The following is a 13074-nucleotide window of genomic DNA, read 5'->3' as shown; positions in this document are numbered from 1 at the left end:
CTGGTCCTCAGCTGCCGGAAGTCACGCGGTGCTGTCCACCGCGACTACAGTGCGCTCCTCGGCAGCCTTGTGGGACTGGACTCTCGTCCCAGGAGACTCCTACCAGGCCGAGCCGGACCCGCCCGGCAGCGAAGAGCTGTTCCTGGTCATCAGCGGCGTCCTCACCCTGATCGCCGACGGCCACGACGACACGATTCTCGACACCGGTGCATCAGCACGGCTCGCCACCGACCGGGACTACGGCTACCGCAACGACGGCACCGAACCTGTCAGGTTCATCCGCGTCACCCACGTCACCGCCTAATCAGTACGGGGTGGTCCGCTGAGCGCACCAGACCGCCCGGCACCGATGCCCGTGCAGGGGCCCTCGGTGGTCAGCCGATCCGGCGTAGCCGGTACAGGGCGGGTGGCGGCGAGGATGTACGGGGACGTATTCGGCGAGCAGGTTCGGTGGCATCGCCGGCTGCTGTTGCCGAAGGGGTGGTCCGTAGCCTGCCGACCGTGCCGGTACGCAGAGAGCCAGCGTGCCCACGTGGGGATCGCCTGCGTGATCACGTAGAGCGGGACATGGGCCGGTCTCATCACCGGTCTCCTTTATCGCGCGTCACCGCGACAACGCTCTCGGCCGCGCCCTCGCGGCAGCGCCCATCGGCCCCGTTCCGGGGTCGAAAAGTTCTACCCCCTACAGGTTGTAGTCACAGCAAGCCGTTGCTGATTCCGTAGTCGGATGTCAGCAATTCCTGCCTTTCGGCTGGAAAGGTCCGTAACGGTGTCACCGGAGCGCGAGTTGCGTTTCGGTGTCCTGATGACGGTCTCGCGTTTCCTGCTGCCGTTGGTGCGGCAGGGTTGCGCCACCTGCCCGCCCACCCGCGGCCTTGCGGCTGCGGGTGGTGATACGGGTCTTCTGGTCGGCTCCACGCGGTTTCGGCGTTTGCGCGCCCGGGTCTCCGGCCACTCCGGTACCCGTTGTTTCTGCCGTCGCGAGGGCGGCGAGGTTGCGGGCTGCGTTCTCGTCCCGGTCGATAACCAGGTCGCAGGCATCGCAGGTGAACACTCGGACGTGCAGCGGCAGCTTGGCTTTCACGGCGCCGCAGGCCGAGCAGGTCTTGCTGGAGGGATACCAGCGGTCGGCTACTATCCGCCGACCGCCGTTCCATGCGGTTTTGTACTCCACCTGCCGGCGGATCTCTGCGAAGCCGGCGTCGGCGATCTTGCGGGCCAGGCGGCGGTTACGGAGCATGCCGGCCACGTTGAGGTCTTCGACCACGACGGTGGCGTACTCGGCGGTGATGGCGGTGGTGAGTTTGTGCAGGCCGTCAGCGCGTAGATTCGCCACCCGGTGGTGCACACGGTTACGTTCGGCGTTGGCGATCGCCCACCGCCTGGACGGCTGCCGTCCGGTGCGCCGGTCCGGCCCCTGCCGGCGGGTCACCCGGCGAGAGAGCCGTTTGAGGTGCTTGAGCGCGCCGTCGTAGTGCGCCGGGTTCGGCACGAACCGCACCGTGCCCTGGCTGTCGGCGATCACCGCGAGACACGTCACGCCCAGGTCCACACCCGCCGCCACGTCCGGGCGCGTCGGAGCGCGGTCGGTGGCACGCTGGATCTCGACCTGGAACGAGACGAACCACCGGCCCCGCTCGAACCTGACCGTGGCGGACAGGATCCGGGCGGTGCCGTTGGCGATGCGGCGTTGCAGCTTCCGGGTCGACTCGTGGGTGCGGATCGCCCCGAGCCGCGGCAGCGTCACGTGCCGCCGGTCCGGCTCCACCCGGATGGCGCCGGTGGTGAACCGGCAGGCAAGCCGCGTCTTGTGCTTGGACTTGCGCCGGGGCATGCCCACCCGCTTGCCCTCACGCTGCCCGCGCTTGGACATGGCGTAGTTGTCGAACGCCGCCGCCGCGTTCGCCAGGCCCGTGCCGTACGCCTCCTTGGAGTTCTCCTGCCACCAGCCGGCGAAACGCGGGTCGGTCTTCTTGACCTCGTTGAACACCTTCCGCAACGCCAGCAGCGACCACGGCCGCCACGGCGTCAACTCCTCCTCGGCGATGCCGTACGACGCCTCCGCCTTCCGCTGCCACCACGACGCCATCACCCACGAGACGGCCCAGTTGTATGCGGCGCGAGCCGCACCACAGTGCGACCGCAGCCGCTGCCCCTGCGTGACGTTCGGATCCAACGCGAACCGGAACGCCTGCACCACGAAACCGGGCCGCGGCTCGAACTTCTTCACACCGACGGCTCCTCGCCGGTCACGACGGCCAGAGCACGAGCGGCGCGGTTCTTCGCCACCCGCTGCCCGTACAGCCGGGCACACATCGACCTCAGCACACCGGCCATGTCCTCGACCAGGTCGTCCGTGGATTCCTCCGGGTCGAGGACCACCAGGCGACGCCCGGACGCCGCGAGCGCGGCCTGCAGGTGCTCCACACCGAACCGAGCCAGCCGATCCTTGTGCTCGACGACGATCACCGCCGCAGTCGGGTCGGCGAGGAGGCGATGCAGCTTACGGCGCTTGCCGTCCAGGCCAGAGCCGATCTCAGTCACGATCTCCGCCACGGCGAGGCCCTGAGCGTTCGCCCCCTCCACAACCGCACAGTCTGACGGTCCAGGTCACTCTTCTGGCCACTAGAGGAGACACGGCAGTAGGCGACCACCCGACCGGCCGCCGACGGCGCCTCTTCCACGATCCACGTACCAGACGGCGCCTGACGGACAGGCACGGGCATCTTGCCGTCCTTCACCCACCGCCAAGCGGTCTGATAGGTCACCCCCTGCCGGCGAGCCGAGTCCGAGAGCTTCACACCGCCACCATACCCGACCATATCCGACCATGATTGCCCATAAAACCAGGATCTGTTGCCAACCCCACCCGCCCGCCATCCACACTTGCGGCATACCCCTAGGGGGTATATGTTTCGGGGTGGAGGTGGACCCCCATGACACGTCACCACACCGGCCACGCCGCCGTTGCCAACGCACATGACCATTCGCACGGGGCACACGAGCCTCGGATGGCCGAGCGCCACCAGGTGCACCCGGTGGCGCCGCACTCCGGGGAACACGGCCAACACCATGACCACGACGCGGCGCATGCCGGCCACGGCGGCGGGCACGACAAGCACGCTGGACACGACCCGGAGCAGTTCCGGCGGAAGTTCTGGCTGAGCCTGGCGCTGACCGTGCCGATCGTGGCGACCAGCCACATGGTCATGGACTGGTTCGGTTACGCCCTCGACTTCCCCGGCATGGTCTGGGTCGGTCCCATCCTCGGATCCCTGGTGTTCGCCTACGGTGGCTGGCCGTTCCTGGTCGGAGGTATCCGCGAGGTCCGCGACCGTGCGCCCGGCATGATGCTGCTGATCTCGATGGCCATCACCGTCGCCTACGCAGCCTCGCTGGCGACCAGCCTCGGCGGGTTCAGCCTCGACTTCTGGTGGGAACTGGCGGCGCTGGTGACCATCATGCTGCTTGGCCACTGGCAGGAGATGAAGGCGATCGGCCAGGCCCAGGGAGCCCTGGCAGCTCTCGCCGCGTTGCTGCCCCACGAAGCCGAACGCCTCGACGAGGCGGAGCAGCCACACCGGGTACCGGTGAGCGAGCTGCGAGTCGGCGACCTACTGCTGGTGCGCTCTGGCGGCCGCGTGCCAGCCGACGGGCGCATCGTCGACGGCGCCGCAGAACTGGACGAGTCGATGATCACGGGGGAGTCCCGGCCGGTGCCGCGCGCCGTCGGGGACCGCGTGGTCGCCGGCACCGTGGCTACCGACTCCGCCCTACGGGTGCGCGTCGACGCCGTCGGCGAGGACACCGCACTGGCCGGCATCGGCCGGCTCGTCGCCCAGGCGCAGGCATCCGCCGGCCGTGCCCAGGTGCTCGCCGACCGGTTCGCCGCCTGGCTGTTCTACCTCGCCACCGCCGCCGCGCTGATCACCTTTGGCGCATGGTGGGCACTCGGCGACATCGACGAGGCCGTGGTCCGCACCGTGACCGTCCTGGTGATCGCATGCCCCCACGCCCTCGGGCTGGCCATCCCGCTGGTGATCGCGCTGTCGACCGCCGTGTCGGCCAGAGCCGGCATCCTGGTCAAGGACCGCCTGGCCCTGGAACGCATGCGGGGCGTGGACGCGGTGCTGTTCGACAAGACCGGCACCCTGACCAAGGGCGCCCACACCGTCACCGCCACCGCCGCGACCGCCGGGCTCACCGAGGACGAGGTGCTGCGGATCGCCGGCGCGGTCGAGGCCGACAGCGAACACCCACTCGCCCGGGCCCTGGTCAACGCATCCCGGGACCGCGGCCTGACCGCCAACGCCCGCGACTTCCGGTCCCTGACCGGACGGGGTGTCCAGGCCGTCGTCGACGGCGCCTCGTACGCCGTCGGCGGCCCCGCCCTGCTGCGGGAACTCGACGCGACCGTGCCCGCCGACCTCACGGCCGCCAGCGACCGCTGGTCGGCCCGGGGCGCCGCCGTCCTGCACCTGGTGCGGCTACCAGCCGACGGCCGACCCGAACCGATCGGCGCGTTCGCGCTCGAGGACGAGGTGCGGCCGGAAGCCCGGCAGGCGATCGCCGAGCTGCGGGAACAGGGCGTGAAGAAGATCGTGATGATCACCGGGGACGCCCGGCCAGTCGCCGAGGCGGTCGCCGCCGACCTGGGCTTCCGGCCCGGCGTGGACGAGGTGTTCGCCGAGGTTCTTCCCGCGGACAAGGACCGCGCGGTGGCCGGGTTGCAGGCGCGGGGCCTGACGGTGGCCATGGTCGGCGACGGGGTCAACGACGCGCCTGCCCTGGCCCGCGCCGATGTCGGCATCGCGATCGGAGCCGGCACGGACGTGGCGATCGAGTCCGCCGGCGTGGTGCTGGCCTCCTCCGACCCGCGCGGGGTCACCGGTGTGATCCGGTTGTCCCGGGCGTCCTACCGGAAGATGGTGCAGAACCTGGCCTGGGCGGCCGGCTACAACGTCGTGGCCATCCCGGTCGCGGCCGGTGCCCTGGCCTGGGCGGGATCGCGCTCAGCCCGGCCGTCGGCGCTGTGTTGATGTCCGCGTCGACCATCGTGGTGGCGCTCAACGCGCAGCTGCTGCGACGGGTCCGCCTCACTCCTGGACGCGACTGAGCAGCTGAGACATCGGCCCGGCCGGTCCGCAGCCGGCCGGGCCGATGTCGCCGACAAGCCCGGTTGCGTTCACGTGGTTCGACATCCCCAACCTGACCCCTGACGAGGCGCGTTGATCCTGACCCCTCTCGGCAGCATTCGGACCAACTAGTCTAGGTATGGGATGAAAAGCTCGATGGTGAACGAACCGAGCATGCGGAGGCAGAGGCTGCTGCGGGTGGTGCTGCTCGTCGCATTGGCGTTCGGCGTGTTCGGCATGCACACCTTCGGCCACCCACCCGACCTCCGATGCTCCGTCGCCGGCGACATGGCGACCGCCGCGCACGAGATCGACCATGTATCGGCCCCGGAGCAGGGCCGCGACAGCTCGCACGGCTACGGCGACGACCTTCACGCGTTCACCGTGTGCCTGGCGGTGCTGGGCGCCGCCCTGGTCCTCATCTCGCTGACGATGCTGCGGCAGCGCCGGTGGAACCTCGCCATGCCGGCCGACGCCCAGCGATGGGCGACGGGCCGGCGTCGGGCTCCACCGCCCCGCCCCATCGGTCTACGTCTCACCGCTGCGTCGGTCCTGCGGACATAGGAAGCGCGTGAATCCGGCCTGCCCGGATCCGACGGCCCTTTCCCAGACCTAACGACAAGGACTACGTACCCGATGAAGCGAACCATCCTGCTCCGCAGCGCCCTCGCGGGCGTCGCCCTGTCCGCTCTGCTCGTCACCACCGCCTGCAGCGGCGGTGACGACACGGCCGGCATGGAGCACGGCAACAGCAGCCCGTCAACGAGCGCCTCGTCAGCGGCCAACACCACCTTCAACGACGCGGACGTGATGTTCGCCCAGATGATGATCCCGCACCACCAGCAGGCGGTCGAGATGGCCGACCTGGCCCCGACCCGGGCGAGCGACCCGGAGCTGACGGAACTCGCTGCCAAGATTAAGGCGGCGCAGGATCCCGAGATCACCACCATGAAGGGGTGGCTCACGGCGTGGGGGAAGCCCACCGACCTCCCCAGCAACCACAGCATGCCCGGCACGAGTTCCGCGCCCGGGCACAACATGCCGGGGATGTCGGTCTCGCCCGGCCATGACATGCCGGGCATGAACTTGAACATGCCCGGCATGATGTCCGCGCAGGAGATGGCGGACCTCACCGCGGCCAAGGGCGCCGCGTTCGACAAGAAGTTCGCCGAGATGATGATCGCCCACCACAACGGCGCCATCGAGATGGCCAAGACCGAACAGGCCAACGGCAGCAACCCCGAGGCCAAGGCGCTCGCCGCCAAGATCGCCGCGGACCAGGCCGCCGAGGTGCAGACCCTGCAGAAGATCCTCGACCGCCGGTAAGCGGCGTCTCTCCGGCCGGGCCGGTCGGGGACGACACCTACTGGATGTCCGCGTCCGATCTGGCCCACTGGTCCGTCTCGCGCGGCTACTCGGCCTGACCGCACCAGCGCAGCGGCCCCTCACCCTCGGGCGAGGGGCCGCTGCAACACCCCTGGCTGCCGCTGGCTCGGGAAGCCCCATCCGCCGTCCGTCTGCTCGTCGAACTACAGGCAGACGCCGTGGCGGTACGTGAATGCGGCCGTGCGGGGTGCTCTCCCGGCCTTCGCAGGCGCCGCACCCGCCGTCGGCCCTATCCATGGCGGGCGGGGAAGTGGGATTTGACTGCACGGCTTCAGTCGCCTCCTGCGCACGGCCGAAATCTTGCCGCTCGCGCTGAGGTAGTGCGTCAGCCAGCGAGGTCACTCGGCTGTCGGTCGACAGTGTCCAGGTGCGCTCGTAGTTGGTCATCGGTGGGCTCGACCAGGAAACTGCCGTTGGGCCATAGCAGGGTGGGAATGCGTCGTTGCCCCCGCTGCAGGTGCCGGACGAGCTCAGTCGCGGTTTCGTCCTCGTCAAGGTCGACGTAGGTGTAGGCGATGCCGGCCTGGTCGAGCAGGGCACGGCTGCGCCGGACGTCGGGGCACCAGCCGGTGCCGTACACGACGAGTTCGTCGTGGTGGGGAAGATCGTCGGCGGTCATGTTGGTCTCCTCGTCGCTGGGGCGTTTGGCAAGGCCCGCATCCCCAGGGTGTCAGACGGCGCCGTGGGGATGCGGTGCGCCGGCAGGTCAGTCCGCGAGCTGGTAGCCGGCTCGCTGCAGGGCGGCGCGGACAGCAGCGGTGTCCAGCGGATTCTCGCTGAGAACGCTGATGGTGCCGGCGGCCACGTCGGCCTGGACGTCGGTCACGCCCGGGATCTCGGAGACGTGTCCGGTCACCTTATTGGCGCAGCCGCCGCAGGTCATGCCCGACACCTGGTAGGTGCTTCGGGTTCCTGCGTTCGTGTCGGCCGCAGGGGCGCTGTCGATCGTGACGCTGCCGCAGCCGCAGTTCGATTCGTTGCCGCACATGTGGATCTCCTCGTTGTCGCGGACGGTGCCGTGGCGGTACGCAAGGCAGCCGTTGTAGCGGCGGGCCAGCGACCCGTCAGCCGGCGTCCCGAAGATACCCCTCCACGGTATGCGTCTCAAGGTGTCGGCAGAACCTCGCATGCTTCAGCAGATGTAGGCCGCGTCACTTGACCATCAATACGGGAACGGGGTAGAAAATCTGCGCTACCGGTACCCCCTATGGGTAGCAGAAGGAGTGATCACGATGTCATCGACATCGAAGCGCTGGTGGGGCCTCGGACTCATCGCCCTCGCCCAGTTCATGGTCATCATGGACACCTCGATCATCGGCGTCGCACTACCACGCATGCAGGCCGACCTCGGGTTCTCACCCGAGAACCTGTCCTGGGTCTTCAACGCCTACGTCGTCGCGTTCGGCGGCCTGCTCCTGCTCGGTGGCCGACTGTCCGACCTCTTCGGCGCCCGACGCATGTTCGCCGCCGGCTGGCTCATCCTGCTCATCGGCTCCGCCATCGCCGGCCTGGCCGACAGCGTCGCCGTCGAACTCACCGCCCGCGCCGTACAAGGAGCCGGCGCGGCGCTGATCGCCCCGTCCGCGCTCACCCTGCTGATGATGCTCTTCGGCACCGAACCCAAAGAACTCACCCGGGCGCTTGCCCTCTACGGCGCCGCGGCGCCCGCCGGCGGCACCGCCGGTGTCTTCCTCGGCGGCGTCATCACCGAATACATCAGCTGGCCCTGGGTCTTCTACATCAACATTCCGGTCGCGGTGCTGGCGCTGGTGGCCACCCCGGCGCTGATGCCCGCTGGCGGCATGCGCCGCGGATCGCTGGACGTCCTCGGCGCGCTCACTGTCACCGTCGGGCTCGGCGCCGCCGTCTACGGCATCGTCCGCGCCCCCGAGGTCGGCTGGGCCTCCGGTCAGACCTGGCTGGTCCTCGCCGGGGCCGTCGTCGCCCTGGTGGCGTTCGTCGCCATCCAGGCGGTCCGCCGGGAGCCGCTGATGCGGCTGTCGATCTTCCGGGCCCCGAACCTCGCCGCCGCCAACGTCGCCCAACTGCTGCTCGGGGCGGCGTGGATCCCGATGTGGTTCTTCCTCAACCTCTACCTGCAGCAGGTGCTTGGTTACAGCGCCTTCCCCAGCGGCGCCGCGCTGCTGCCGATGACGATCCTCATCATGATCGGGATGATCCTCCTCGCCCCGCGGGCCATCGCCCGGTTCGGGCCCAAACCCATGGTGGTCACCGGCCTCGCGATCCTCGCCGTCGGACTCGGCTGGCTCGCCCTGATCCGCCCCGACGGCAGCTTCACCGTGGACGTCCTGCCCGCCTCCCTGGTCGCTGCGCTGGGCATGTCCCTGGCGTTCATCCCGTCACTCGGCACGGCCATCTCCAGCGCCCGACCCGAGGAGGGCGGCCTCGCCTCCGGCATCGTCAACACCAGCTACCAGGTCGGCTCGGCGCTCGGCCTGGCCGCCATGACCGCGGTCGCCTCCTCCGCCGGTGCCGACCGGCTCGGCGACCTGCCTGCCCTCACCGACGGGTACTCCGCCGCCTTCGTCGGTGCCGGGTTCATCGCCGCAGCGGGCGCCGTCACCGCCGGTCTCACCCTGCGCGCTGCAAAGCGCCAGCCGGCCAGTGACGCCGAGCCACTGCGGGTGGGCTGACCCGAACGGAGCTTGTTTGACGCTGGTGGGCCAGCCACACGTGGCTGATCCACCGGCGTCGGCATGCGGCAAGTGCCCGGCCCGGCACGAGACGCCGCGTTGTGAGGGTCGAACTGTTCGGCGTCGGCGAAGCGGGCGCCGATGGGGGGACTGCCGCTCGACGAGCCCATTGGCGGCTCCGCCCTTGGTCCGCCGATCCGCACCCCGGCCGCCGGCGTCGGAGGCTCCCCGCCGTCCGCAACTCGAGCGGTCGCAGGCGCTGTGGCAGCCTACGTTTCAGCGTTGACGAGGATCGCGGTGGCCAGCACGACGGCCAACATCAGCAACGCCTCGACCAGGACCGTACGGCGCAACTGGTGAGTCGTGTCCATCGCGCGGTCGTCCAGCCGGGGCACTACGTGCTTGGTGTTGTAGAGCCCGAAGAGCGCAACAACTGCTACCAGGGCGACCTTGATGAGGAGCACGCGCCCCTGCTCGTCGCTGTAGCGGCGCTGCCCGCCCACACGCGGTACTACGGGAAGTAGGCCACGCCGTTCGTAGAAGTGCACCGCAGATACCCGAAGCCCCAGCCGGGCGGCGGCCTGTCCGACAGTGAGCATGCGACCATTTGACCTCAACCCAGGTTGAGGCGACAAGGTGGACATCATGGCCGATCCAATCCCTCGCGCTACCCTCAATCCATTCAAAATCCCGTCCGGGCCGCTTGGATGGCTGGCCGGTTGGGTGATGGGCCGTGACGACTCCGCTCACCGAGAGTTACTCGATCTGCTGCCGCCGGCACCGGGGCCCGCAGCTGCGAAGTCGGGTTCGGCCCGGCCAGTTGCTTCAGCTACTTGTGACCCGCGACCCGGTCGCGCAGGTATGCGGGGTGGACCCCTCCCGGGTCATGGTGGCGCAAGCCCACCGCCGTTTGCGTCGTCTCGGCGCCGCCGAGCGGTCTGACCTGCGGCTAGGCGCCGCGGGAGCGCTGCCGTTTCCCGACCGCCACGTTGATCATGTCGTCGCGGTCAACACCGCCGCAATGTGGCCTGACCTGCAGGCGGCATTGGTCGACCCCCGGAGGGTGATGCGCCCCGGCGGTACCCTCCTGATCGCCTGGCATTCCGCCCATTCACCCCGGCGGGTTCAGCGGGCCCTTGCCAGGCCGGAACGTGGTGGGGTGAGACGATGGCGGCGATGCGGCAGGTATTTGGCAAAGTCGACCGCCACGAGCTGACGTACTTGACGGTCTGTGCCGCGACCGCAACCTGAGCCCGCCTGCGTGCTGTTGAACGGCGATCGAGATGCCCAGGGGCGTCTGAGGTGACCGGGCGCATCGCTCTTAGGGTGGGATAGGCGACGTAGGTGGCGTCGGCTCTGACCTGTACCTCGAACTCGCCGTCCTCTGCTGGCCCGCGATCGTAGGCGAAGTGGATCATGCAGGTCCAGTCGGGGCCGGGTCCGACGTCGCTGACCTTGGGGCCACCGCGGTCGCAAGCGGCCGAGGCGCTGATACTCGCGGCGGTTACCCCGGGCTCGCCGAGGATGTCCGCCGCCGCTACCAGATCCTCGACGAGGTGTCGGACGGCGAAGCGGACATCCGCTCCAACGTCATCGACTGCACGTCGCCACCCTGCGGTCAAGATCGACAAACCGTTCGGTCGGCACGCCATCGAAACCTCCGCGGCGTCGGCTATCGCCTCCGCCCCGACGGCGGCTGGCATGGGCATCCGGTCTCGTTCGTGGGCCCCGCGGTGGGGCGGGTTGCCGCTGCGCGTCCGGCTAGTCGCGGGCTTCGCCGCCGCGATGCCGGTGCTGCTCGCCGGCGCGGGCGCGTTCGTGCACCTGCGGGTGCGCTACGCCCTCGACCTGCGCCTCGACCAGGATTTGGACGTCCTGTCCGCGCAGCTCACCGACGTCGCTAGCATTGGCACGCCCTGCCCACGGCCGTCAGGGCCGGACCGGGGGAGTACTGCCAGCTCCTCGACTCCGCCAATCACGTCCTCGCTGCCAGCCCCGGCCTACCCGCCGGTTCCCTACTCACCGGACAGCTCAAGCAGGCCCTGCGCCAGCCGGTGCGGGCCGACCGAGGCATCCTGCTTCCGATCAGCACCCGCCCGCTGCGCCTGTACGCCGTCCTGGTCCGGCCCGATGCATTCCCGGCGGCGGGCCAGCCGGCGGTCACCGTCGCCGCGGTCAGCCGCGACCAACGCGATGAGGCCCTGCGCGAACTAATCGGCCAACTCGCCCTGGCCAACCTCGCCGCCCTCGTCGGCTACCGCGAGCGTGCCAGCTGAGCTCCCCCGGTTTTTTGGTCGTCCACCACGATGTGCCGCGCCTCTGGGTGCGACTGGTCGAGGGTCTGCTGCATGATCTCAGCGCCCTGGGTCGAGATCGAGTCGTTCTGTAGGTGCAGCTTCAAGCTCTCAGTGGACCTGCCGGCGTGCATGAGGACTGGATCGGGGGTGACCTTGATGGTCGGTTCGTTGGTGTGCCACCGGGCGGTGTCCAGCGTGATGAACGGTGTGTTCTTGCGCTGCTCGACGAACGTCAGCCAGCCACGGGTGATCTCATGTAGTGGCTGCGCAGCTGCCGGCGGCGGTTCTGGAAGTTTCAGTAGCGACTACAGGAGGTTGTGCTTACGGGCGAAGTCCGGGAATTCTGCTCCGGAGCAGGGCAGACGAGCACCAGTTGCTCTCAGTGCCTCAATGAGGTTCCCCGCAGCCGTCAGGGTTTGCTTGCCGTCCCGGCAGGCCCCCGCGAGAAGCCAGATGGTGCCGTGGACGTGGGCGTCGTGGGCACGGGCGACCTGCGTCGCGTTCCTGTCGTCCGTGATGGCCACGCCTCCCCGCAGTTCGGCGGCCGCGAGAACGGACGCTTCCCCGAGGTCGCGCTCACCCGAGCCGAGCCGCGCGGCCCATTTGGTAAAGCACCGCACCTCATCGAGCGTGTCCAGCTGGGCAGTGGTCAGCCAGTCCGCCTCGCAAGCGACGGCCAGTTCACGATGATCCTCAGATCCCGCCCGCAACTCCTCCCGAACCACCTGGGTCGTCCAACAGTCAGCATCGAGCAGCAGATCCTGCAAGACGTCTAGCCGGTCAGCGAGAGTGAAGTGGCTGAGAACCATCGTGTCGAGTACAAGGACGGAGGCGGCTTGCGCCGACCGGCTCACGGCGCGATCTCCAGGTCGTCCTCCTGCGGTAGATCCGCCTCGGCGATGTGGCCATGCATCAACTCCAGAGCCCTGGCCCGGGTGATTCGCCTGTTCCGCAACGCTTCCATCACGGCCTTTGCGTAGGCGGGCGATACCCGCACCGACGCAAGGTCGGGCTGCGGTGCCCAGCCCAACGCCTCCATGAACTCCACGTGGGTCGGCCGAACCTGGCTCCAGGCCCTACGCGTCTCTGCGTCGATGGTCCCTGCCTGCTCAGCCTGCCGCAACGCCAGTAACCAAGAGGTACGGTATCGAGCCGCATAGCTCACGATCTGATCCCGGCTCACCGTCCCGCGGGCTCCGGCTGCGGCAATCGCTTGCACGGGCAGCAGCAGTTCCGCGGCGAAGGCATCAATCACCGCCTCCCGTTCTGCACGCGAGGCACTCACGCCGAGGTCGGCGGAATACTCATCACCAATGATGAGATGCCCCAACTCATGTGCAGCGGTAGCCCGACGGCGGCCAGGATCGCCCGTAGTGCTCACGACAGCAACGGCGATGTCGCCCTCGATGAGCGATGCGCCGTCGCCTGGCAGGTCGGTGACCAGAACCCACTGACCTGCGCGCTCACAGACGTCCATGATGCTGCCGATCGGTTCATCACCGAGCGCGAACCGCTGTCGCAACCACCGGGCTGTCTGACGCGCATCGTCCTCGGATGCCACCGGGTGCGGGTAGCGAAGCAGCGGACGGGTACGCAATACCC

12 protein-coding genes and 3 pseudogenes are annotated in these 13074 nt (G+C 69.1%); 7 read left to right on the top strand and 8 right to left on the bottom strand.

Annotation, left to right across the window (positions count from 1 at the left end; all coding sequences use genetic code 11):
- Nucleotides 1-304 (top strand): cupin domain-containing protein (locus tag ABZ570_RS31665; RefSeq protein ID WP_358071471.1); only part of this gene is annotated, 304 nt, incomplete at its 5' end.
- 468 nt (nucleotides 305-772) lie between these two features.
- On the opposite strand, the gene tnpB is transcribed toward ABZ570_RS31665, so the two are convergent.
- A complete protein-coding gene (gene tnpB / locus ABZ570_RS31660; RefSeq protein WP_358071469.1) occupies nucleotides 773-2230 on the bottom strand; it encodes an IS607 family element RNA-guided endonuclease TnpB in 1458 nt (485 codons plus the stop codon).
- Nucleotides 2227-2801, bottom strand: a pseudogene (locus tag ABZ570_RS31655) (IS607 family transposase). Before ABZ570_RS31655 ends, tnpB begins: the two are co-directional and overlap by 4 nt.
- Nucleotides 2802-3011: 210 nt before the next feature.
- Here ABZ570_RS31655 and ABZ570_RS31650 point away from each other — a divergent pair.
- The 3 genes and pseudogenes from ABZ570_RS31650 (at nucleotide 3012) to ABZ570_RS31640 (ending at nucleotide 6461) form a co-directional block, all read left to right on the top strand.
- Nucleotides 3012-5116: pseudogene (locus tag ABZ570_RS31650) on the top strand (heavy metal translocating P-type ATPase).
- 193 nt (nucleotides 5117-5309) lie between these two features.
- Nucleotides 5310-5699 carry a DUF6153 family protein gene (locus ABZ570_RS31645; protein ID WP_358071467.1) on the top strand — a complete coding sequence of 130 codons (390 nt, stop codon included), beginning with the start codon at nucleotides 5310-5312 and terminating at the stop codon, nucleotides 5697-5699.
- A 72-nt stretch (nucleotides 5700-5771) separates the two neighbouring features.
- Nucleotides 5772-6461, top strand: a complete 690-nt coding sequence (locus ABZ570_RS31640; RefSeq protein WP_358071465.1) for a DUF305 domain-containing protein — start codon at nucleotides 5772-5774, stop codon at nucleotides 6459-6461.
- Nucleotides 6462-6846: 385 nt separating this feature from the next.
- On the opposite strand, the gene ABZ570_RS31635 is transcribed toward ABZ570_RS31640, so the two are convergent.
- Both ABZ570_RS31635 and ABZ570_RS31630 read right to left on the bottom strand, forming a co-directional pair.
- Nucleotides 6847-7140 (bottom strand): glutaredoxin family protein, encoded by a 294-nt coding sequence (locus ABZ570_RS31635; RefSeq protein WP_358071463.1) that lies wholly within the window; start codon nucleotides 7138-7140, stop codon nucleotides 6847-6849.
- Nucleotides 7141-7227: 87 nt separating this feature from the next.
- Complete coding sequence (locus ABZ570_RS31630; protein WP_358071461.1) at nucleotides 7228-7629, bottom strand: heavy-metal-associated domain-containing protein; 402 nt, start codon at nucleotides 7627-7629, stop codon at nucleotides 7228-7230.
- 124 nt (nucleotides 7630-7753) lie between these two features.
- Between ABZ570_RS31630 and ABZ570_RS31625 the strand changes: the two genes are divergently transcribed.
- Nucleotides 7754-9175, top strand: a complete 1422-nt coding sequence (locus tag ABZ570_RS31625; RefSeq protein ID WP_358071459.1) for an MFS transporter — start codon at nucleotides 7754-7756, stop codon at nucleotides 9173-9175.
- Between the two features lie 269 nt (nucleotides 9176-9444).
- Here the strand turns inward: ABZ570_RS31625 and ABZ570_RS31620 are convergent, their stop codons facing one another.
- Together ABZ570_RS31620 and ABZ570_RS31615 are read right to left on the bottom strand one after the other, a co-directional pair.
- Nucleotides 9445-9639: a CopD family protein gene (locus ABZ570_RS31620; protein WP_358071473.1), complete on the bottom strand. Its 195-nt coding sequence runs from the start codon at nucleotides 9637-9639 to the stop codon at nucleotides 9445-9447.
- A gap of 6 nt (nucleotides 9640-9645) precedes the next feature.
- Nucleotides 9646-9774: pseudogene (locus tag ABZ570_RS31615) on the bottom strand (MerR family DNA-binding transcriptional regulator); the annotation flags it as partial.
- Between the two features lie 134 nt (nucleotides 9775-9908).
- On the opposite strand from ABZ570_RS31615, the gene ABZ570_RS31610 reads away from it, so the two are divergent.
- Nucleotides 9909-10391: a class I SAM-dependent methyltransferase gene (locus ABZ570_RS31610; RefSeq protein ID WP_358071457.1), complete on the top strand. Its 483-nt coding sequence runs from the start codon at nucleotides 9909-9911 to the stop codon at nucleotides 10389-10391.
- 838 nt (nucleotides 10392-11229) lie between these two features.
- Entirely contained in the window at nucleotides 11230-11451 is a 222-nt protein-coding gene (locus ABZ570_RS31605) for a hypothetical protein (RefSeq protein WP_358071455.1), read from the top strand.
- A 326-nt stretch (nucleotides 11452-11777) separates the two neighbouring features.
- Here ABZ570_RS31605 and ABZ570_RS31600 read toward each other — a convergent pair whose 3' ends face one another.
- Both ABZ570_RS31600 and ABZ570_RS31595 read right to left on the bottom strand, forming a co-directional pair.
- The gene (locus ABZ570_RS31600; protein ID WP_358071453.1) at nucleotides 11778-12281 is read right to left on the bottom strand and encodes a hypothetical protein; all 504 of its coding nucleotides are present in this window, start codon (nucleotides 12279-12281) and stop codon (nucleotides 11778-11780) included.
- Between the two features lie 41 nt (nucleotides 12282-12322).
- The coding region (locus ABZ570_RS31595; protein ID WP_358071451.1) for an ImmA/IrrE family metallo-endopeptidase at nucleotides 12323-13074 on the bottom strand (752 nt) is incomplete at its 5' end.

The organism is Micromonospora sp. NPDC007271, from assembly GCF_040634005.1.
In the GTDB taxonomy this organism is placed as follows: Bacteria; Actinomycetota; Actinomycetes; order Mycobacteriales; family Micromonosporaceae; genus Micromonospora.
Note: the sequence above shows the minus strand (reverse complement) of the source record. Positions and strands in the feature narration are given on the sequence as shown.